The organism is Streptomyces sp. NPDC093801 (genome assembly GCF_040701585.1).
Classification (GTDB): Bacteria; Actinomycetota; Actinomycetes; order Streptomycetales; family Streptomycetaceae; genus Streptomyces.
The window spans coordinates 7,606-28,135 of sequence record NZ_JBFBDP010000009.1 but is presented as its reverse complement, the minus strand read 5'-3'; the positions used below and the strand labels follow the sequence as shown (position 1 = coordinate 28,135).

General features: G+C 72.7%; 20 protein-coding genes. 11 read left to right on the top strand and 9 right to left on the bottom strand.

Annotated features, from left to right (window positions below; translation table 11 throughout):
- Positions 1-47: 47 nt before the first annotated feature.
- Together AB0469_RS11940 and AB0469_RS11935 are read right to left on the bottom strand one after the other, a co-directional pair.
- Complete coding sequence (locus AB0469_RS11940; protein WP_366451202.1) at positions 48-1,436, bottom strand: metallopeptidase TldD-related protein; 1,389 nt, start codon at positions 1,434-1,436, stop codon at positions 48-50.
- Complete coding sequence (locus tag AB0469_RS11935) at positions 1,433-2,956, bottom strand: TldD/PmbA family protein (protein WP_366451412.1); 1,524 nt, start codon at positions 2,954-2,956, stop codon at positions 1,433-1,435. The genes AB0469_RS11940 and AB0469_RS11935 overlap by 4 nt, the downstream gene beginning before the upstream one ends.
- 185 nt (positions 2,957-3,141) lie before the next feature.
- On the opposite strand from AB0469_RS11935, the gene fabG reads away from it, so the two are divergent.
- The 3 genes from fabG to AB0469_RS11920 all read left to right on the top strand — a co-directional run bounded on the left by fabG (position 3,142) and on the right by AB0469_RS11920 (position 5,291).
- Positions 3,142-3,861, top strand: coding sequence for a 3-oxoacyl-[acyl-carrier-protein] reductase (gene fabG / locus AB0469_RS11930; RefSeq protein ID WP_366451201.1), 720 nt, complete (start codon positions 3,142-3,144; stop codon positions 3,859-3,861).
- Positions 3,862-3,866: 5 nt separating this feature from the next.
- Positions 3,867-4,637 (top strand): enoyl-ACP reductase FabI, encoded by a 771-nt coding sequence (fabI, locus tag AB0469_RS11925; RefSeq protein WP_366451200.1) that lies wholly within the window; start codon positions 3,867-3,869, stop codon positions 4,635-4,637.
- Positions 4,638-4,997: 360 nt separating this feature from the next.
- Positions 4,998-5,291 carry a hypothetical protein gene (locus AB0469_RS11920; protein ID WP_366451411.1) on the top strand — a complete coding sequence of 98 codons (294 nt, stop codon included), beginning with the start codon at positions 4,998-5,000 and terminating at the stop codon, positions 5,289-5,291.
- A 26-nt stretch (positions 5,292-5,317) separates the two neighbouring features.
- On the opposite strand, the gene AB0469_RS11915 is transcribed toward AB0469_RS11920, so the two are convergent.
- Positions 5,318-6,001: a FadR/GntR family transcriptional regulator gene (locus AB0469_RS11915; RefSeq protein ID WP_366451199.1), complete on the bottom strand. Its 684-nt coding sequence runs from the start codon at positions 5,999-6,001 to the stop codon at positions 5,318-5,320.
- A gap of 101 nt (positions 6,002-6,102) precedes the next feature.
- Here AB0469_RS11915 and AB0469_RS11910 point away from each other — a divergent pair, with 101 nt between their 5' ends.
- The 4 genes from AB0469_RS11910 to AB0469_RS11895 all read left to right on the top strand — a co-directional run bounded on the left by AB0469_RS11910 (position 6,103) and on the right by AB0469_RS11895 (position 8,552).
- Positions 6,103-7,392, top strand: coding sequence for an MFS transporter (locus AB0469_RS11910; RefSeq protein WP_366451198.1), 1,290 nt, complete (start codon positions 6,103-6,105; stop codon positions 7,390-7,392).
- Between the two features lie 5 nt (positions 7,393-7,397).
- Entirely contained in the window at positions 7,398-7,517 is a 120-nt protein-coding gene (locus tag AB0469_RS11905; protein WP_344154728.1) for an SGM_5486 family transporter-associated protein, read from the top strand.
- A 169-nt stretch (positions 7,518-7,686) separates the two neighbouring features.
- Positions 7,687-7,914: a hypothetical protein gene (locus AB0469_RS11900; RefSeq protein WP_366451197.1), complete on the top strand. Its 228-nt coding sequence runs from the start codon at positions 7,687-7,689 to the stop codon at positions 7,912-7,914.
- A 116-nt stretch (positions 7,915-8,030) separates the two neighbouring features.
- Positions 8,031-8,552: a histidine phosphatase family protein gene (locus tag AB0469_RS11895; protein WP_366451196.1), complete on the top strand. Its 522-nt coding sequence runs from the start codon at positions 8,031-8,033 to the stop codon at positions 8,550-8,552.
- 50 nt (positions 8,553-8,602) lie between these two features.
- Here the strand turns inward: AB0469_RS11895 and AB0469_RS11890 are convergent, their stop codons facing one another.
- The 5 genes from AB0469_RS11890 to serB all read right to left on the bottom strand — a co-directional run bounded on the left by AB0469_RS11890 (position 8,603) and on the right by serB (position 13,896).
- The gene (locus AB0469_RS11890; RefSeq protein WP_366451195.1) at positions 8,603-9,424 is read right to left on the bottom strand and encodes a tryptophan 2,3-dioxygenase family protein; all 822 of its coding nucleotides are present in this window, start codon (positions 9,422-9,424) and stop codon (positions 8,603-8,605) included.
- Positions 9,417-10,364, bottom strand: coding sequence for a diiron oxygenase (locus tag AB0469_RS11885; RefSeq protein ID WP_366451194.1), 948 nt, complete (start codon positions 10,362-10,364; stop codon positions 9,417-9,419). The genes AB0469_RS11890 and AB0469_RS11885 overlap by 8 nt, the downstream gene beginning before the upstream one ends.
- Positions 10,361-11,662 carry an aminotransferase class I/II-fold pyridoxal phosphate-dependent enzyme gene (locus tag AB0469_RS11880; protein ID WP_366451193.1) on the bottom strand — a complete coding sequence of 434 codons (1,302 nt, stop codon included), beginning with the start codon at positions 11,660-11,662 and terminating at the stop codon, positions 10,361-10,363. Before AB0469_RS11880 ends, AB0469_RS11885 begins: the two co-directional genes overlap by 4 nt.
- A complete protein-coding gene (locus AB0469_RS11875; RefSeq protein WP_366451192.1) occupies positions 11,662-12,477 on the bottom strand; it encodes an SDR family oxidoreductase in 816 nt (271 codons plus the stop codon). Before AB0469_RS11875 ends, AB0469_RS11880 begins: the two co-directional genes overlap by 1 nt.
- Before the next feature lie 219 nt (positions 12,478-12,696).
- The gene (serB, locus tag AB0469_RS11870; RefSeq protein ID WP_366451191.1) at positions 12,697-13,896 is read right to left on the bottom strand and encodes a phosphoserine phosphatase SerB; all 1,200 of its coding nucleotides are present in this window, start codon (positions 13,894-13,896) and stop codon (positions 12,697-12,699) included.
- A 383-nt stretch (positions 13,897-14,279) separates the two neighbouring features.
- Between serB and AB0469_RS11865 the strand changes: the two genes are divergently transcribed.
- On the top strand, positions 14,280-16,841 hold the full coding sequence (locus AB0469_RS11865; RefSeq protein ID WP_366451190.1) for an FHA domain-containing protein: 2,562 nt from the start codon (positions 14,280-14,282) through the stop codon (positions 16,839-16,841).
- Between the two features lie 116 nt (positions 16,842-16,957).
- Here AB0469_RS11865 and AB0469_RS11860 read toward each other — a convergent pair whose 3' ends face one another.
- Positions 16,958-17,599, bottom strand: coding sequence for a transglycosylase SLT domain-containing protein (locus AB0469_RS11860; RefSeq protein WP_366451189.1), 642 nt, complete (start codon positions 17,597-17,599; stop codon positions 16,958-16,960).
- 474 nt (positions 17,600-18,073) lie between these two features.
- Between AB0469_RS11860 and AB0469_RS11855 the strand changes: the two genes are divergently transcribed.
- The 3 genes from AB0469_RS11855 to AB0469_RS11845 all read left to right on the top strand — a co-directional run bounded on the left by AB0469_RS11855 (position 18,074) and on the right by AB0469_RS11845 (position 20,272).
- Positions 18,074-19,231, top strand: a complete 1,158-nt coding sequence (locus tag AB0469_RS11855) for a GAF domain-containing sensor histidine kinase (protein WP_366451188.1) — start codon at positions 18,074-18,076, stop codon at positions 19,229-19,231.
- Positions 19,224-19,877 (top strand): response regulator transcription factor, encoded by a 654-nt coding sequence (locus AB0469_RS11850; RefSeq protein WP_366451187.1) that lies wholly within the window; start codon positions 19,224-19,226, stop codon positions 19,875-19,877. The genes AB0469_RS11855 and AB0469_RS11850 overlap by 8 nt, the downstream gene beginning before the upstream one ends.
- Before the next feature lie 149 nt (positions 19,878-20,026).
- Complete coding sequence (locus tag AB0469_RS11845) at positions 20,027-20,272, top strand: chaplin (RefSeq protein WP_042817771.1); 246 nt, start codon at positions 20,027-20,029, stop codon at positions 20,270-20,272.
- Positions 20,273-20,530 lie beyond the last annotated feature (258 nt).

Here is a 20,530-nt window from a genome sequence, read left to right as displayed (position 1 = left end):
CTCGACTCCTTGCGAATGGTGGAAATGCCGTGCTCAGTCTAGGTGCGTCAGACGCCCTTGCTGACCGAACTCATGTTGAAGTCCGGGATGCGGACGGCGGGCATCGCGGCCCGTGTGAACCAGTCGCCCCACTCGCGCGGCAGGGTCTTCTCGGTGCGTCCCGCCTCGGAGGCCCGCGACAGCAGGTCCACCGGGGACTCGTTGAACCGGAAGTTGTTCACCTCGCCCGTGACCTGCCCGTTCTCCACCAGGTAGACCCCGTCCCGGGTCAGGCCCGTCAGCAGCAGCGTCGCCGGGTCGACCTCGCGGATGTACCAGAGGCAGGTCAGCAGCAGGCCCCGCTCGGTGCCCGCCACCATCTCCTCCAGGGACTTCTCCCCGCCGCCCTCCAGGATCAGGTTCCCGAAGGCCGGGGAGAGCGGCAGCCCGGTCAGTCCGGCGCTGTGCCGGGTCGTGGTCAGCCGGGCCAGCTCGCCGCCGCTGATCCACTCGGTCGCCGGGACCGGCAGGCCGTTGTCGAAGACCGAGGCGTCGTCGCCCGAGCTGTGCGCGATCACGAACGGCGCCGACTCCAGGCCCGGTGCGTTCGGGTCGCTGCGCAGGGTCAGGGGCAGCTGCGAGAGCCGCTCGCCGATCCGGGTGCCGCCGCCGGGCTTGGAGAAGACCGTCCGGCCCTCCGCCGCGTCCCGGGCCGCCGCCGACCACATCTGGTAGATCAGCAGGTCGGCCACGGCCGTCGGCGGCAGCAGGGTCTCGTACCGTCCGGCCGGCAGCTCGACCTTGCGCTCGGCCCAGCCGAGGCGGACGGCGAGCTCCGCGTCCAGGACGGTCGGGTCCACGTCCTTGAAGTCGCGGGTGGCGCGGCCGGCCCAGGCGGAGCGCAGCCGGTCCGGCGACTTGGCGTTGAGCTCCAGCGTGCCGTTCGGCTGGTCGTGGCGCAGCCGCAGGCCCGTCGAGGTGCCGACGTACGTGGAGACCAGCTCGTGGTGGGCGAAGCCGTAGAGCTCCCGGCCGCCCGCCCGGGCCCGGGCGAAGGCCTCGCCGAGGGCCGGGGCGAAGTCCGCGAAGACCGCCGAGGAGGTCTCGTCCGGGGCGTCCGCGAAGTCCGGCGAGGCCGGGGTCCCGGTCACCAGCGGCTGGGCGTCCTCGGCGGGACCCGCGGCCCGCGCGGCCGCCTCGGCGGCCCGTACGAGCGGCTCCAGGTCGGCTGCGGTGACGGCGGAGCGGGAGACGACCCCCGAGGCCGTTCCCTGCCCGCCGTCGACGGTGGCGATGACGGTGAGGGTCCGGCCCCGGGTGACGCCGTTGGTGGTCAGCGCGTTCCCGGCCCAGCGGAGGTTGGCGCTGGACTCCTCGTCGGCGATGACGACACAGCCGTCGGCGGTGGACAGCTCCAGGGCCCGCTCGACGATCTCGTGGGGCTTCGTACGGCTCATCGGCCGGCCTCCTGCGTGGTGTTCAGGATGTTCACGTCGCGGAAGAGGGCCGACGGGCAGCCGTGCGAGACCGCCGCGACCTGGCCCGGCTGGGCCTTGCCGCAGTTGAAGGCGCCGCCCAGGACGTAGGTCTGCGGACCGCCGACCTTCTCCATCGAGCCCCAGAAGTCGGTGGTGGTGGCCTGGTAGGCCACGTCGCGCAGTTGCCCGGCCAGCCGGCCGTTCTCGATCCGGAAGAAGCGCTGCCCGGTGAACTGGAAGTTGTAGCGCTGCATGTCGATCGACCAGGAGCGGTCGCCGACCACGTAGATCCCGCGCTCCACCCCGCCGATCAGGTCCTCGGTGGACAGCCCGCCCGGATCCGGCCGGAGCGAGACGTTCGCCATCCGCTGGACCGGGACGTGCCCGGGGGAGTCGGCGAAGGCGCAGCCGTTGGAGCGGCCGAGGCCGGTCAGCTTCGCGATCCGCCGGTCGGTCTGGTAGCCGGCCAGCACCCCGTCCCTGACCAGGTCCCAGCTCTGGGCCTCGACGCCCTCGTCGTCGTAGCCGATGGTGGCCAGGCCGTGCTCGGCGGTGCGGTCGCCGGTCACGTTCATGATCGAGGAGCCGTACTTGAGCGAGCCCAGCCGGTCGAAGGTGGCGAACGAGGTGCCCGCGTACGCCGCCTCGTAGCCCAGCGCCCGGTCGAGCTCGGTGGCGTGGCCGATGGACTCGTGGATGGTGAGCCACAGGTTGGACGGGTCCACGACCAGGTCGTAGCGGCCCGCCTCGACGCTGGGGGCGCGCATCTTCTCGGCCAGCAGGCCGGGGATCTGCTCCAGCTCGGTGTTCCAGTCCCAGCCGGTGCCGGTCAGGTACTCCCAGCCGCGCCCGGCGGGCGGGGCGATGGTGCGCATGGAGTCGAACTCGCCGGTGGCGGCGTTGACGGCGACCGCGGTCAGCTGGGGGTGGATGCGCACCCGCTGCTGGGTGGTCGTGGTGCCCGCGGTGTCGGCGTAGAACTTGTTCTCGTGGACGGCGAGCAGCGAGGCGTCCACGTGCGCCACGCCCTCGGCGGCCAGCAGCCGGGAGCTCCATTCGGCGAGCAGGGCCGACTTCTCGGCGTCCGGCACCTGGAAGGGGTCCACGTCGTAGGCGGAGATCCAGGTCTTGTCGGCGTGCACCGGCTCGTCGGCGAGCTCCACCCGCTCGTCGGATCCCGCGGCCTTGATGACCTGGGCCGACAGCTTCGCCATGGCCACGGCCTGCGAGGCCACCTTGGCCGCGCCGTCCATGGTCAGGTCCACGCCGGACGCGAAGCCCCAGCTGCCGCCGTGCACCACCCGCACCGCGTAGCCGAGGTCGGTGGTGTCGGAGCCGCCGGAGGGTTTGGCGTCCCGCAGCCGCCAGGAGGCGCTGCGGATCCGCTCCAGGCGGAAGTCGGCATGGTCGGCGCCGAGCGCGCGCGCCCGCGCGAGCGCCGCGTCGGCGAGCGCCCGCAAGGGCAGAGCGGTGAAGGCCGCGTCGATGGAATGGGCCACGGAGGTCCTCCCGGGGTCGGGGACGGTCTGCTCGATCATGTCGCGATCGGGTCTCAGGTGACCACAGGTTTCTGTAGGTATTCGACAGAGCGTGCCGCAAGGCCCTGTCGGAGCCCGATTCTCCGGATGTCGTACGGGGCCTATAGGTTTTTGCTACTCAGACAGCTAAGCGAAAGGGTGGTCCGTTGAGCCGCTCGGTTCTCGTCACCGGAGGAAACCGGGGCATCGGCCTCGCCATCGCCCGCGCCTTCGCCCAGGCCGGCGACAAGGTCGCTATCACGTACCGCTCGGGAGAGCCGCCGCAGGAGCTCGCCGACCTGGGCGTGCTGGCCGTGCGCTGCGACATCACCGACTCCGAGCAGGTGGAGCAGGCCTACAAGGAGATCGAGGCCAAGCACGGCAACGTCGAGGTGCTGGTGGCGAACGCCGGCATCACCAAGGACACGCTGCTGATGCGGATGTCCGAGGAGGACTTCGCCTCCGTCGTCGACACCAACCTCACGGGCACCTTCCGTGTCGTGAAGCGGGCCAACCGTGGCATGCTGCGGGCCAAGAAGGGCCGCGTGGTCCTGATCTCCTCGGTCGTCGGCCTGCTGGGCGGCGCCGGCCAGGCCAACTACGCCGCCTCGAAGGCGGCGCTGGTGGGCTTCGCCCGCTCGCTCGCCCGCGAGCTCGGCTCCCGCAACATCACCTTCAACGTCGTCGCCCCCGGTTTCGTGGACACCGACATGACGAAGGTGCTCAGCGACGAGCAGCGCGCGGGCATCCTGGCGCAGGTGCCGCTGGCGCGCTACGCGCAGCCCGAGGAGATCGCGGCCGCCGTGAGCTTCCTGGCGTCCGACGACGCCGCGTACATCACCGGAGCCGTCATTCCCGTTGACGGCGGATTGGGCATGGGTCACTGATCACCATGAGCGGAATTCTCGAGGGCAAGCGGATCCTCATCACCGGCGTGCTGATGGAGTCCTCCATCGCCTTCCACGCCGCCAAGCTGGCCCAGGAGCAGGGCGCCGAGGTCATCCTCAGCGCCTGGCCGCGCCCGTCGCTGACCGAGCGCATCGCCAAGAAGCTGCCCAAGCCGGTCAAGGTGATCGAGCTCGACGTCACCAACGACGAGCACCTGGCCCGCCTGGAGGGCCTCGTCCGCGAGGAGCTCGGCGGCCTCGACGGCGTCGTCCACTCCATCGGCTTCGCCCCGCAGGACGCGCTCGGCGGCAACTTCCTGAACACCCCGTTCGAGTCGGTCGCCACCGCGATGCACGTCTCGGCGTTCTCGCTGAAGTCGCTGACCATGGCCTGCAAGCCGCTGTTCCCGGCGGAGGGCGCGGCCGTCGTCGGCCTCACCTTCGACGCGCAGTTCGCCTGGCCGCAGTACGACTGGATGGGCCCGGCCAAGGCCGCGCTGGAGGCCACCAGCCGCTACCTCGCCCGCGACCTGGGCAAGGAGAACATCCGCTGCAACCTGGTCTCGGCCGGTCCGATCGGCTCGATGGCCGCCAAGTCCATCCCGGGCTTCGGTGAGCTGGCGGACACCTGGAACCAGCGCTCCATGCTGGCGTGGGACATGAGCGACCCGGAGCCGGCGGGCAAGGGCGTCGTGGCCCTGCTGTCGGACTGGTTCCCGAAGACCACGGGCGAGATCGTCCACGTGGACGGCGGCCTGCACGCGATGGGCGCCTGACCTTCCGGGCCGGACCCCCGCGTCCGTACGGCGGTGGCCGCGCCTCCCCGGAGGGAGGCGCGGCCACCGCCGTTTGCGCCGTTCCGCGGCACGGGCCGGGCGGGCGTCCTCGATCGGACGTTCGCCGTCCGACCGGATCTTTCCAAGTCGAAAACCGGGACGCATACCTGCAAACTGACCTGGCCGGGATCTTCCCGGCGGGTTCGGGGAGGAGGTGCGGGAGTGCGCGCGAGGCCGAGCCGAGCGGTATCGCTGCTGGTCACCTCGGTGGCCCTGACCGGACTCCTGATCCCGGGAGCCCTCGCGCAGCCCGGCGGACCGGGGCCCGCCCCCGGGCCCGAGGCGGCGGCCCCGGCCGCCGTGGACCTCGCCGAGATCCCCGCCGAACCACCCGTACGGCCCGAGCAGCCCGCCGCGCGCGAGCTCTACGGCTCCGACTGCGACACCGAGATCGACGGCTCACAGGTGATCGCGTACTGCCACAACGGCTACCCCGAGACCGACCTGCTCCGGCTCCACGTGGAGTGCGAGCGCTGGTGGGACATCGACGGGGACAGCGCGCTCGTGCCCCTGGACCCGGCCGGCCGCACCCGGCTGACCGGCCGCTGCTGGAAAGAGGTCCGCACGGCCTGGGTCAGCCACCAGCGCCCCTGAGGAGCGGCTGGGCCGTGTCTTTCGGATCAGGCCTGGCGGGTGCTCTTGCCGCGGCAGGCGAACGGGTAGCCCGCCGCCTCCGAGGCCGCCGTGTCCCCGTCCCCCCGCCGGATCGCCGCGATCAGGCGGGCGTGGTCCAGGTGGTCGGCCGGGTGCAGCTCGGTGCCCACGTCCGCGCGCAGCCACTCCGCCACCAGGTCGCCCAGGTCCGCGTAGAGGCCGATCAGCACCTCGTTGTGGGAGGCCGTCACCACGGCCATGTGCAGCGCGACGTCCGTGCTCACGAACAGCTCCGCGTCCCCGCTCGCCCAGGCCTCCTCGCGCCGCGCCAGGAGTGATTCCAGCTGGACGAGGTCCCGCTCCGTGCGCCGCTCCGCCGCCAGCCGGGCCGCCGAGGACTCCAGCGTCGAGCGCAGCTCCGCGACGTGCCGGGGGTCGGCCCCCGCGAAGCGCCGGTGCATCACCCCGGCCAGCTCGCTCGTGGCGAGCACGTACGTACCCGACCCCTGGCGGATGTCCAGGAGCCCGTTGTGCGCCAGGGCCCGGACGGCCTCCCGCACGGTGTTGCGGGCGACGCCCAGCAGCTCCACCAGCTCGGGCTCGGTGGGGATCCGGCTCCCGACCGGCCACTCGCCGGAGGTGATCTGGTTCCTGAGCTGGGCGATCACCTGGTCGACGAGCGCGGAACGCCGGGGCGAGGTCAGCGGCATGCGGTCGGGGCCTTTCGAGGACTGCCGGACGGGAGGCGGAACGGGCTCAAGTGTGACAGCACACTGGACAACCAATCATCCCATGATTCTATGATGGCGGGATGCGCGACGAAGACCTCCAGACCCTGAGCCGCCCGGCGGCCCCGAGCGGCTCCCAGGGCCGCCCCGCCACCGCCCCGGCCGCCGCCGACCCGAGGTGGCTCGGCCCCGTGCTCGTCGTCGGCATCGTGCTGGCCGCCCTCAACCTGCGGCCCGCCATCACCAGCCTCGGCGCCCTCTTCGAGGAGGCCCGCACCGGCCTCCACATGAGCGGCGCCGTCGCCGGACTGATCACCTCGGTCCCCGCGCTCTGCTTCGCCGTCTTCGGCGTCACCGCGCCGCGGCTCTCCCGGCGTTTCGGCCCGGCCGCCGTGGTCTGCGCCGGCATGGCCGCCGTCGCCGCGGGTCTGGTGATCCGCCCCTTCGCGGACAGCGCCGCCGCCTTCCTCGCGGCCAGCGCCCTGTCCCTGGCCGGCATAGCCCTGACCAACGTGCTGCTCCCGGTCATCGTCAAGCGCTGGTTCCCGGACCGCGTCGGCACCATGACCGGCCTCTACTCCATGGCCCTGGCCGCCGGCACCTCCCTCGCGGCCGCCGCCACCGTCCCGCTGACCTCCGCCCTCGGCGGCAGCTGGCGCACCGGCCTGCTGGTCTGGGCCGCCCTCGCCGTCGCCGCCGTACTGCCCTGGCTGCCCGTCGCCGCCGCCGGCCGCCGCGAGAAGGCAGCCGCGCCCGCCGCGGCGGCGCGCGAGGACGCAGGCCCCTCGGTCGTGCGCAGCCGCACCGCCTGGGTGCTCGCCTGCTACTTCGGCCTCCAGGCCACCGGCGCCTACGTCACCATGGGCTGGCTCCCGCAGATCTTCCGCGACGCCGGGGTCTCCGCCTCCACGGCGGGCGTGCTCCTCGCCGTCACCATGGTCATGGGCGTTCCCCTGGCCTTCGTCATCCCCGGCCTCGCCGCACGGATGCGCCACCAGGGCCCCATCGCCGCCGTCCTCGGCCTCTTCGGCCTCGCCGGCTACCTCGGCCTCTACCTCGCCCCCGCCGGCGGGGCCTGGGCCTGGGCCCTCCTGCTCGGCGTCTCCAACTGCGCCTTCCCCCTCGTGATCACGATGATCGGACTGCGCGCCAAGTCCCCGGCCGGCGTCGTCAGGCTCTCCGCCTTCGCCCAGAGCACCGGCTACCTGATCTCCATCCCCGGCCCGCTGGTCATCGGCACCCTCTACCAGCACAGCGGCGGCTGGGACCTGCCCCTCGCCCTCATGGCCGGCCTCCTCGTCCCGCAGATCGCCCTCGGCGTCCTCGCCGGCCGGGACCGCACGATCGAGGACGAATGCGGCATGCGAGACTGAGCGCCATGTCGCCCGTACTCGAACCCAACCCCCAGGACAGCCACAAGAAGCTCGGCCTCGTGCTGGGAGCCATGGCCCTCGTGACCGTGATCGTGGCCGTCATCGCCACCCTCGCCTCCCCCTGACGCACCGCCCGCCGGCCCGGCCCGCCCCCGGTGGTGGGGTTGACCCCACCATCCCCTAGGGGGTCGGGATCAGGGTCGGCTGGGGTGTGCCCCGGATGGGAACCGCCGCACCGGATCCATAGATTCGAAGCAGCGAGACAGTCCCCAGCCGAAGAACCCGGAGGCGGCCATGCCGGCCACCACGCACACCCCGTCCCTCCCCGCCCGGTCCCGCCGCCGCCACGGCGCGTACGTCCACACCAGCGCCCGGCTGCACTGGTGGACCCTGGCCCTGCCCGCCCTCGCCTTCGGCCTGCTCCTGCTGCTGCTCGCCGGCTCCGGCCAGGCCCAGGCGGCGACCGGCCAGCCCTCCGGACTGGTCCAGGTCACCCAGCAGCTGCTCCGCGCCGTCGTCTGACCCGCGCGGCGCGCGCCGTCGGACGATCCGCGCGCGCCGGAGCACGCCCTCCCGAGCGGGGGACGGCCCCCTCAACACCCTGCGCCCCGTGGCCCGTTTCGTGCGAAGCTGGGCCCATGAGCGCCGACACACCCCGCAGGATCGCCCTCCTCCGGCACGCCAAGGCCGACTGGCCCCAGGTGGCCGACCACGACCGCCCGCTGGCGGACCGCGGCCGCAGGGACGCACCGGCGGCCGGCCGGAAGCTGGCCGAGACCGGCATCACCTTCGACCTGGCCCTCTGCTCCACCGCCGTCCGCACCCGGGAGACCTGGAAGCTCGCCGTCCAGGAACTCCCGTACCGGCCCCGGACCGTCTACGAGGAACGGGTCTACGACGCTTCCCCGGGCGAGCTCATCGCCCTGCTGAACGAGACCCCCGACGAGGTCGCCGACCTCCTCGTCATCGGCCACAATCCCGGCATGCACGCCCTGGCCGAGATCCTCTCCGGGCGCGCGGAGGGCGACACCCAGACCCGGATGAACCGCACGGGCTTCCCGACCGCAGCCCTGGCCGTGGTCTCCTTCACCGGCCCCTGGAAGTCCGTCGAGCCCGGAGCGGGCACCCTGCTGGACTACTGGACCCCCAAGGAGCACTGAGCGGCGCGGCCCCGGCCCGGGGGGCGCACCCCCCGGGCCCGCGCACGTCCTCAGCCCATCGGGCAACGGGCCGGCAGCTCCGCGAAGCCCGCGTCCCGGGCCTCCCACAGCTCCGGGTAGAACCGCCGGTACACCGACGCCCGCAGATGGGCCGTCCCGCTGCTGCCGCCCGTCCCCGGCCGCCCGCCTATCTGCCGCTCCACCAGCAGCGCGTGGCAGGCCCGCCACTCCGTCCACACCTCGTCGTGGTCGACCAGCGCCTCCGCCAGCTCGGCCAGCTCGGCGAACTCCGCCGGGTCGCCGTCCAGCGGCCCCGCCCCCAGCCGCGCGTACGCCTCCCAGCGCTCCTCGCGCGTCCCGACCGCGAACCCGGCCTTGGCCAGCAGCGCCACGAACGCCTCCCACAGGGTGGGCTCCGCCAGCCGGGCGTGCAGCCGCTCCCGCTCCTCGGGAGCCAGCCCCGCGATGGCCCGCCGCCCGTACTCCCCGCGCACCCAGTCGGCCCCGCACAGCCCCGCGACCTCCACGTACTGCGCCGACTGCTGACCGCTGCTGCTGCCCAGCACGCCCCGGAAGGCGTGGAACTCGCGCGGCGGCATCGCCCGCAGCGGATGGAGCGCGGCGATCAGCGCCCGGGTCACGGACACGCTGCGCCCCAGCCGGGCCCGGGCGGCCCGCGGATCGCCCTCCAGCATCCGGTCGCGGGCGTCCGCCAGGTCGCGCAGCAGCTGCCCGAACCACAGTTCCTGCACCTGGTGGACCGTGATGAACAACAGCTCGTCGTCCACTCCGTCGGCCAGCGGCACCTGGAGCGCCAGCAGCTCCGGCAGGCGGAGGTAGTTCGAGTAGGTGACGGTCGCGGTCTCAGGCATCGGAGTCCTCCGGGGCGCGCAGTCCGTGGGCGGCGAACGCGTCCGTGACGCCGGGCAGGTCGAAGGCGTCGACCTGGGCGCACAGCCGCAGGGTGGAACGGGAGATCGTCTGGATGCGGTCCACGCCCGCGCTGCCGCCGTAGCTGTCCGCGAGGACGGCCCCGACGCGCTCCTCGTCCAGACCGGCCAGGCGCAGCGACACCCGCACCGGCTCCAGGTCCCAGTCCAGCGCGGCGCGGATCATCGCGGGCAGGGCGCGGGCCGCCAGCACGCGGCGCCGCCCGTCGAGCCGGGCCCACAGCTCCAGGAAGAACGCGGAGAAGAACCGGTGGTGGCGGCCCTCGTCCTTGGCGTGGTCGCGCATCAGCTCCCGCACCGTGCTCACCACGGTCGGGTCCTGCGGCACCTCGTTGAGGACGGCCGTGATCAGCGTCTCGAACACCACCGCCTGGAGCTGCCCGGCCAGCACCGGGTCCTCGGGCAGCAGCCGCCGCCCGGTGTCCTGGAGCGCCGTGACGAAGCCTCCGTAGTCCACCTCGGGGACGGCGATGCCGGTGACGGCGGCCACCTGGTCGGCGAGGTCCAGGCTGTACAGGGCGTGGTAGCCCTCGTCGCAGTACACCTTGAAGGCGTCCATCCGCAGCGCGGTCGGGAAGTGCAGCCCCGAGATGCCGTTGGCGACGGGCTCGGCCGCCCCGTTGACCACCCGGGTCTCCAAGTGGGTCGTCGAGTGCAGGAACTGGTACAGGTGCCTGACCGAGACCTCGCGGACCCGCTCCGGGGCCAGCGCCTTCACCTCCGGGTGCGCCAGGTGCGGCACCAGGGCGTCGGGGAAGAAGACCCGGCCCTGTTCCGCCTCGGCGTGGAACACCCGCCGTACTCCGCCGCGCACCCCGGCGCTCTCGTACCAGCGGTCGAGGGGACCCGGTGCCGTGCTCATGGGCGGTTTCCGTTCCGTGGGGCGGGGGAGGGGGTGTCGTGCGGGCCCGCCTGCGCCGTCAGGCCCAGGTGGGCGGCGATCCGCCGGACCGCCTCGGCGACCAGCGGGGCCGGGACGGTGTGGCACAGCCGGAACCAGCCCGGCTCGGGCGAGCGGAAGGCACCGCCCGGCAGGATGCTGACCTTCGCCTTCCCGAAGAGCTCCCGCCACAGCAGCTCCTCCGCGGCGAAGCCGGTGCCGGGCAGCCAGTGCCCGAGGTCCAGCCAGACGGAGAAGCCGGCGCCCGCGGGGGCGTACGGGATCCCGTACGCGTCCAGCAGCCCGGTGAGGTGCCCGTACGAGGAGCCCAGCCGGAGCCGGCCCGCCGCGAGGAAGGAGGAGACCCACTCCGGGTCGGCCAGCAGCTCCGCCAGGGTGTGCTGGGTGGCGGTGGAGACCGGCGCGAAGTACGCCAGCGCCCGGGCGGCCGCCCGCACCCCGGCGTCCCGGGTGTGCAGGACCCCGGTCTTCAGGCCGGGCAGCCCGAAGTCCTTCGCGAAGCCCCACACCACGTGGGTGCGGTCGGCCCAGTCCGGGTTGACGGCCGGGTCGGCGGCACTGGTGAAGGGCTGCCCGCCGAACACGGCGTGGGCGTAGATCTCGTCCGAGACCAGGTCCACGTCGTGCTCGCGGACCACCCGCAGCAGACCGGCCAGCACCTCGGGCCCGTGCACCTCCCCGATCGGGTTGGAGGGGGAGGACAGCGCCACGGCGCGCACGGTGATCCCCTGCTCCCGGGCCCCGCGCAGCGCCCGGTCCACCGCGGCGGCGGTCAGCCGGAACCCGTCGGCGGGGTCGAGCGGCGCGGGCAGGATCCGGGCGCCGGAGCGGCCGCCCAGATCGGTGTCGAAGGCCCCGTAGTAGGGGGCGGGCACCACGATGGCCTCGCCCGGGTCGCACAGGGCGGAGGCGATCGCGTCCAGCGCCCCGGTGGCGCCGCTGATCACCACCAGGTCCTCGGGGTCCAGTGGCGTGCCCACGGTCGCCGAGAGCAGGCCGGCGACGCGCTCGCGCAGCAGGGCGGTGCCGTGCAGCGGGGCGTAGCGGGCCACGGACTCGTCCATCGCGGGGAGCTCGGTCAGCCGGCCTTCGAGCAGGTCCCACAGCAGCCGGTTCTCGGCGGTGCCCAGGTTCAGGTAGCCGTCGGGGCGGGTGAGGCCGTCGTACGGCTCGGCCTCCGCCCGGAAGTGGGCCTCGGCGATGGCCGGGGTGTCGGAGAGGAGCCGGGCGGCCTGCCGGGAGAGGGGGCGGGATCCCATCAGGCCGCCCTCCCGCTGTCCACGCCGGTGCCGGTGCCGGTGAGCAGGCCGGGGTGCACGCCGAGGCCCATCGAGGCGTCGATGACGGCGCCGTGCAGCGGCGTGGAGTGCTCGCCCGCCAGCCAGCGCACCTGCTCCGCGATCTCCTCGGAGGTGATCATGCGGCCCTTGGGCAGCCGCGCGGAGAGGGCGGCCCGCTCCGCGGCCGACAGCGCGTCCAGGGTGCTCGCCCGGAACATGGCGGTGTCGACGGCGCCCGGGCAGAGGGCGAACACGTCCACCGGCGAGTGCGCCAGATCGGCGGCGAGGTGGCGGGTCAGATAGGTCAGGGCCGCCTTGCTCATCCCGTCGGCCGGGTGGAAGCCGGGGAACTGGAAGATCCCCCCGCCGACGCTGGACACGTTGACGATCTTCCCGAAGCCCCGCTCCAGCATCCCGGGCAGCAGCTGCTCGATGAGCCACAGCGGACCCACCGCGTTGATCTGGAAGAAGGCCGACGCCTTCGCGTGCCCGGGGCCCCCGGTGTAGTGCTCGATCGTCCTCGAACCCACCGCGGCGTTGTTCACCAGCACGTCCACCGGGCCCGGCAGCCGGTCGAGCAGCAGCTCGTGGTCCTCCCACTCGCCCTGGGCGAAGGGGAAGGCCTCCACCTTGGCGCGCCCGGTGAGGGCCAGCTCCTGCACCAGTTCCTCGGCCCGCGCCCGGCCGTTGCGGTAGGTGAACCAGACCGTCCAGTCCTCCTCCCGCGCGAATCTCTCCACGCAGGCCCGGCCGATGCCGCCCGAGCCTCCGGTGATGAGCACACTTCGAGTCATCAACGTCCCCTTGAACAAAGGAGCCGATCGGGCCACCGCTGTCGCGGACCGGTGGAGCGTTCGGCGCTTGGGACCCAAGTGCAGTACACACGGAGCAAGTCCGGATCAACGCCGCCTCGACTCCGCCTCGCGCGGACGGCCCTCGCGGCCGGCGACCGCCGGACATGACGAACGCCCGGCCGGAGGGATCCGGCCGGGCGCGGGGGGACGGGGGGCCGCTCAGGCCAGGTCGGCCGCTTCCACTTCCTCACGGGTGATGCCGAGCAGATAGAGCACGGCGTCCAGGAACGGCACGTTCACGGCGGTGTGGGCCGCCTCGCGGACCACCGGCTTCGCGTTGAAGGCCACGCCCAGACCGGCCGCGTTCAGCATGTCCAGGTCGTTGGCGCCGTCACCGATCGCCACCGTCTGGGCCAGCGGCACCCCGGCCTCCGAGGCGAAGCGGCGCAGCAGCCGGGCCTTGCCGGCCCGGTCCACGATCTCCCCGGTGACCTTGCCGGTCAGCTTCCCGTCGACGATCTCCAGGGTGTTGGCCTGCGCGAAGTCCAGTCCCAGCTGCTCGCGCAGGTCGTCGGTGACCTGGGTGAACCCGCCCGAGACCACGCCGACCTGGTAGCCGAGGGTCTTCAGAGTCCGTACCAGGGTCCGGGCGCCGGGGGTCAGCCGCACCTCGGCGCGGACCTTCTCCACGACGGACTCGTCCAGCCCCGCCAGCAGCGCCACCCGGGCGTGCAGGGACTGCTCGAAGTCCAGCTCCCCGCGCATGGCCCGCTCGGTCACCTCGGCGACCTCGGCCTCGCAGCCGGCGTGCGCGGCGAACAGCTCGATGACCTCGTCCTGGATCAGGGTCGAGTCCACGTCCATGACCACCAGCCGCTGCGCCCGGCGGTGCAGCCCCGCCGAGACCACGGCCACGTCGACGCCGATCTGGGCGGCGGTGGTCGCCAGGGCGGTGCGCAGCGGCTCCGTCTCGGCGCCCGAGACGGCGAACTCGACCGCCGTCACCGGGTACTTGGCGAGCCGGAAGATACGGTCGATGTTGCCGCCGGTCGCGGTGATCCGGGCGGCGATGGTGGCCGTGGACTCCGCGGTCAGCGGGTTCCCGAGCACGGTGACGTGGGACCGGCCGACACCGCGCGGGCGGTTGTCACCGGTACCGGAGATGATCTCGGCCGACAGCTTCAGCGACTCGGCCCAGCTGTGGACGGTGGCCCGCAGCTCGCCCTCGGAGCCGGCGGCGGGCTTGGTGACGAGGACGCACAGGACGATGCGGCCACGGGTGACGACCTGCTCGATGTCGACGACGTCGACGGAGTAGGCGGCGAGGGTGTCCATTAGCCCGGCGGTGATCCCGGGACGGTCCTTGCCGAAGATCTTGACGAGGAGGGTGGGGACGTCGGAGGTCTGCGAAGCGCTCATGGTGTTCTCACCGTATCTGCCCGGCCCCCCGCCCCGGCTCTCCGTCCCACCTTTTGAACGCCCCGCTCGTCCTCCCGCCGCCCCGCGTCCGCGGGCGCGTCCGGATACGGCGCCCCGCCGGGGCCGGCGGCGCGTGCGGCACGTGCGGTGCGTGCGGCGACACCCGTCACCGGGCCGAGTGCGGCGAGAAGTCCTGTATCGCACTCTCCGGGTGCCTTTCGACCCCGTCAACGGGCATGCGCGGAGGCCTGTGGAAGGCCCGGATTCCACATGTGGCCGCAGGCCTGAAATAGTTCCCCCGGATGTTCGCCATCCCTAGACTCCCTGACGTCGTTCTCCCTGGACGCCAGGGGGATTCTCGGGGGACCTTAAGTGGGGCTGGAGTGCCGGAACTCGTACTGGAATTGAACGGAAGGACCTGGACGCTCGATCCGTCCAGGTCGTACTCGCTGGGGCGCGATCCCCAGGGAGACGTGGTGATCGATGACGCCCGCGTGTCCTGGCGGCACGCCACCATCAGCTGGAACGGCCGGGTTTGGGCCATCGAGGACCACGGCAGCACCAACGGCACCTACGTGCACGGCGCGCGGGTCCAGCAGACGGAGCTCGTGCCCGGTACGCCGGTCCACCTGGGCAACGCGACGGACGGCCCGCGGCTGAATCCGAGCGCCGGCATGGCGGCCCAGCAGCAGCCGGCCTACCAGGCCCCGGCCGCGCACAACCAGGCCCCGGCGTTCCAGCCGCCGGCCCAGCAGCAGCCGCAGCAGCCCGCCTGGGACCAGCAGCAGGCCCACCCGCAGCAGCCGCAGCACCACCAGCCGCAGCAGCACCAGCAGCACCAGGCCCCGCAGCCGCAGCAGCACCAGCCGCAGCAGCCGTTCGTGCCGCAGCAGCAGGGCGGCGTGCCGCAGCAGTCCGCGGCACCCGGCTACAGCAGCGACCACCGCAGCCCGACGACGTTCCACCAGATCGCCGTCGGCCGCGTCATGCGCATCGGCCGTGCCCTGGAGAACGAGCTCGTCGTCTCCGACCTCCAGGTCTCGCGCCACCACGCGGAGTTCCGCTCCACCAACGGCCGCTTCGAGATCCACGACCTCGGCAGCCACAACGGCACCTACGTCAACGGCCAGCCCCTGCAGAAGTCCGGCAGCGCGCTGCTCGGCCCCACCGACATCGTCGGTGTCGGCCACTCGACCTTCCGGATCGTCGGCGACCGCCTCGAGGAGTTCGTCGACACCGGTGACGTCTCCTTCTCGGCCCGCCACCTCACGGTCACGGTCGACGGCGGCAAGCAGATCCTCAAGGACGTCACCTTCGGCGTCCCGGAGAAGTCGCTGATCGGCGTCATCGGCCCCTCCGGCTCCGGCAAGTCCACGCTCCTGAAGGCGCTGACCGGCTACCGGCCCGCCGACCAGGGCGAGGTCCTCTACGACAACCGCAACCTGTACAAGCAGTTCGCGGAGCTCCGCCAGCGCATCGGCCTGGTCCCGCAGGACGACATCCTGCACAAGGAGCTGAAGGTCTCGACCGCCCTGAAGTACGCGGCCAAGCTCCGCTTCCCGGGCGACACCGCCGAGGCCGAGCGCGCCGCCCGCATCGACGAGGTCCTGCGCGAGCTCAAGCTCGACATCCACAAGGACAAGAAGATCACCTCGCTCTCGGGCGGCCAGCGCAAGCGCGTGTCCGTGGCCCTGGAGCTGCTGACCAAGCCGTCGCTGATCTTCCTGGACGAGCCGACCTCCGGCCTCGACCCGGGCATGGACCGCGACGTCATGCAGCTGCTGCGCAGGCTCGCCGACGGCGGCCGCACGGTCCTCGTCGTCACCCACTCCGTCGCCGAGCTGGCCCTCTGCGACAAGCTGCTGGTCATGGCCCCGGGCGGGTCCGTCGCCTACTTCGGCCCGCCGGACGAGGCGCTGAACTTCTTCGGCTACACCACCTGGGCCGACGTGTTCTCCGCCTTCGAGAACTACCGCGACTACGACTGGGCCGGCCGCTGGAAGGGCTCGCGGCACTACCAGATGTACGCCGCCGAGCTCGACGCGGTCGCCCCGCAGCAGGTCGCGATGCCGCAGGCGCAGATGATCCCGCCGAAGCCGCAGGCCTGGGGCTCGCAGCTGTGGACGCTGATCCGCCGCTACGTCTCGGTGATCGCCTCCGACAAGGGCTTCCTCGCCCTGATGGTGCTGCTGCCCGCGGTCCTGGGCATCGTGTCCACGGTCATCCCCGCGAAGTTCGGCCTGGCCCCGCCGACCCCGCCGTCCCGCTTCAACGGCGACGCGGGCACGATCACCCTGATCCTCGCGGTCGGCATGTGCTTCTCGGGCGCGGCCAACTCGGTCCGTGAGCTGATCAAGGAACGCGTCATCTACGAGCGGGAGCGCGCGACCGGCCTGTCCCGGTCGGCGTACCTCATGTCGAAGGTGATCGTCCTCAGTGTGATCACGGTCATCCAGGGCGCGATCATCTGCGCCATCGCCTTCACCCCGCGCAAGCTGCCGGCCGAGGGCCTGTTCATGAACCCGGCCGTCGAGCTCTGCGTCTCGGTCACCGCGCTCGGCATCACCGCGATGATGTTCGGCCTGGTGATCTCCTCGCTGGTGAAGACCGCCGAGAAGACCATGCCGCTGCTCGTGATGTTCGCGATCGTCCAGGTCGTCTTCACCGGCATCCTGTTCCAGCTCTACGACAAGGTCGGCCTGGAGCAGTTCGCCTGGCTGATGCCCTCCCGCTGGGCCGTCGGCGCCGCCGGCACCACCCTGGACCTGGGCAGGCTCATGGCGCCGTGGGACCCGCAGAACCCCACCAACACCGACCCGCTGTGGGACCACACCACCGGCCAGTGGTTCGTGGACGTCATCGTCCTGGTCCTGCAGGCCGTGATCTGCGGCTTCGCCGTGGCGCGCCTGCTGCGCCGCCACGAGCCCGAGGTCATGCGCAAGTAGCCGCCGCACGCGGCCGCGGACCCGCGCGGCCCGGCACGACGAGACGCCTCAGGGCGGCACCCGGAACGTCCGGGGGCCGCCCTGAGGCGCATGGGGGGTGCGGGGGTGCGCAGGGCCTAGTAGGCGCTGTTCACGTTGTCCATCGAGCCGTAGCGGTCGGCGGCGTAGTTGCACGCGGCGACGATGTTCGCGACCGGGTCGTACAGGTCGAACTTGGTGCCCTTGACGTGGTACGTGTTGAAGGTCGGCTGGATGACCTGGAGCAGGCCCTTCGAGGGGATGCCGTTCTTCGCGTTGATGTCCCACAGGTTGATCGCGCGGGGGTTGCCGCTGGACTCGCGCATGATGTTGCGGTGGATGCCGGCGTAGGTGCCGGGAATGCCCTCGCGCTTCATGATGAAGAGGGCTTCCTTGATCCAGCCGTCGAGGTTGTTCGCGAAGACCGGGGTACGGGCGGCGGAGCGGCTGGCCGCCTCCTTGGCCTCGCGGTCCTTCTTCGCCTGCGCCGCGGCCTGGGCCTTCGCCGCGTCCTTGGCCTTCTGGTCCGCTACGGCGTGCTGGGCGCCGAGGTTCTGCTGGATCGACTGGGTCCACGCCACCGGGGCGACGGCCACCGTCTGCTGCGTCTCCTGGGCGCCGTTGCCGGCCGGGACCACGGAGAAGGCGAGCGCGGCGGCACCGAGGGTGGCGACACCGGCGATCGACAGCTTGTACGCCTTCGTCAGACGACTGTGACCGGGAGTGCTGGAAGCAGACATGCGGGGCAACCTCTTCGAATAGCGGGGGCCGCAGGAAGGCGCCGGGCGGATCCGGGATCCCTCGGCGCCTTGCGACGGCAGCCATTCTTAGCGGCGGCAAAATCCTGTGGCAAAGGTGTGACGTACGATCCCCGGTAGTGGATCAGGGCCCGGCGCGGTCTCGGGACTTTCGGCCCGGAGGCCAGTCCGCACAGCACTGACGCGGCCTTTAGGTCTCCACTACGCGGCTTCGTAAGTGATGTGCGTCCTATGCCGGGCCTCACATCGAACCTGTGACGGTCTCACCGAGAGTTGCAGCAGCAATGCCGTGTGTGACCGGTGTCCGCCTCCAGGAGGACCCGGCGGCGCCCCCGCCTCCTCCCCAGGGCAGACACACCGCGCCCGGACCCCTCCCCGGGCCGTACGCGACCCGGCCCCAAGGCCTACGACCGGAGCCCGATCCCGCAGGTCAGTGCCGCCGGTACGGTGAACCCCATGCACAACGGACCCTGCACCGGGCTCGCGGCCGTCAGCACCGCCCTGCTCGCCATGAGCCGCCGGCTGGAGGTCCAGGACGTCCTGCGCACGATCGTCGTCTCGGCCCGCGAGCTGCTCGACGCCGAGTACGCGGCCCTGGGCGTCCCCGACGACCACGGCGGCTTCGCCCAGTTCGTCGTCGACGGCATCACCGAGGAGCAGTGGCGCCGCATCGGCCCCCTGCCCCGCCAGCACGGCATCCTCGCCGCGATGCTCCACCAGGACGCCCCCCAGCGCCTGGCCGACGTCCGCCTGGACCCCCGCTTCGAGGGCTGGCCCGCCGCCCACCCGGACATGTCCGACTTCCTCGGCCTGCCCGTCCGCGACGGCGAGGAGACCCTCGGCGCCCTCTTCCTCGCCAACAAGAGGAAGACCCCCGGCGGAGGGCCCGGCCGGGAGCCGGGCTTCACCGACGAGGACGAGGAACTCCTCTCCCTCCTCGCCCAGCACGCCGCCATCGCCCTCACCAACGCCCGCCTCTACGAGCGCAGCCGCGAGCTCACCATCGCCGAGGAGCGCTCCCGCCTCGCCCACGAGCTGCACGACGCCGTCAGCCAGAAGCTGTTCTCCCTGCGCCTGACCGCCCAGGCCGCCGCCGCCCTCGTCGACCGCGACCCGGCCCGCGCCAAGGGCGAGCTCCAGCAGGTAGCCGCCCTCGCCGCCGAGGCCGCCGACGAGCTGCGCGCCGCCGTGACCGAGCTGCGCCCGGCCGCCCTCGACGAGGACGGGCTCGTCGCGACCCTGCGCAACCACGTCCGCGTCCTGGACCGCGCCCACACCGCCCGCGTCACGTTCACCTGCGACGGCGTACGGGCCCTGCCCGCGTCCCAGGAGGAGGCACTGCTGCGCGTCGCCCAGGAAGCCCTCCACAACGCCCTGCGCCACTCCGGGGCGGACCGCGTCGAGGTCACCCTCTCCCGGGCCCCCGACGGCGGGGCCGTCCTGCGCGTACGGGACTGGGGCCGGGGCTTCTCCCCTCCCACCGTCCGCAAGGCCGGGCGCCACCTGGGACTGGTCTCCATGCGGGACCGGGCGGCCGGCGCCGGCGGCCGGCTGGAGGTCCGCTCCGAGCCCGGAGCGGGCACCACGATCGAGATGGAGGTCCCCGGTGGCTGACACCCCCGGCCGCATCCGCGTCCTGCTCGTCGACGACCACCAGGTGGTCCGGCGCGGCCTGCGCACCTTCCTGGAGGTACAGGAGGACATCGAGGTCGTGGGCGAGGCCGCCGACGGGGCGGAGGGCACCGCCCGCGCCGAGGAGCTGCGGCCCGACGTCATCCTGATGGACGTCACCATGCCGGGCACCGACGGGATCGAGGCCCTGCGCCGCCTGCGCGACCTCGGCAACCCCGCCCGGGTCCTCATCGTCACCAGCTTCACGGAACAGCGGACCGTGGTCCCCGCCCTGCGGGCCGGGGCCGCCGGATACCTCTACAAGGACATCGACCCCGACGCCCTGGCGGGCGCCATCCGCTCCGTCCACGCCGGGCACGTCCTCCTCCAGCCGGAGGTCGCCGAGGCCCTGCTCGCGGCCCAGGACGACCAGGGTGCCCCGGCCGCCCGCCCGGGCTCCCTGACCGACCGCGAACGCGAGGTGCTGGGCCTGATCGCCGACGGCCGTTCCAACCGCGAGATCGCCCGGGCCCTGGTCCTGTCCGAGAAGACCGTCAAGACGCACGTCTCGAACATCCTGATGAAGCTGGACCTCTCCGACCGCACGCAGGCCGCGTTGTGGGCGGTCAGGCACGGGATCACCCGCTGAGCGGGTGCACCCCGGGCAGGTCATGGGCTTAACCGAGATTCATACGGTCGGGTGTATGTAGCCCACATGGCGTATCCGGCCGGCGGGGGGAGCGTTCTCCATGGCGTGCCGCGGCGGCTGGTCGCGGCAGACGTACTGGAGGACGAGAAGTGAAGAACTACAAGAAGGCCGCAGCCGTCACCATGATCGCGGGCGGGCTCGTCGCCGTCGGCGCCGGTGTCTCCTCGGCGCACGGCGGTGCGTCCGCGGAGGGCGAGGCCCTGAACTCGCCCGGCGTGGTCTCCGGGAACCTGGTCCAGGTCCCCGTGCACGTCCCCGTGAACGTGGTCGGCAACACCGCCAACGTCATCGGCCTGCTCAACGGTGCCTTCGGCAACACGGGCGTCAACAGCTGACCCCACCCCCGACCTGCGGCCCCGCCTCCCCCCTCTCCCCGGGAAGCGGGGCCGCGGCCGTACCGGACGCCCGGAAGGGACGGCCCACCGCTCGCCCTCCTCCACCGGGGGGTCGTATGCCGCCACCGGTGCCCGGGGCTCCGGCACTACGGCTCGCGCTTCTCCACCGGGGGGTCGTATGCCGCCACCGGTGCCCGGGGCTCCGGCACTACGGCTCGCGCTTCTCCACCGGGGGGTCGTATGCCGCCACCGGTGCCC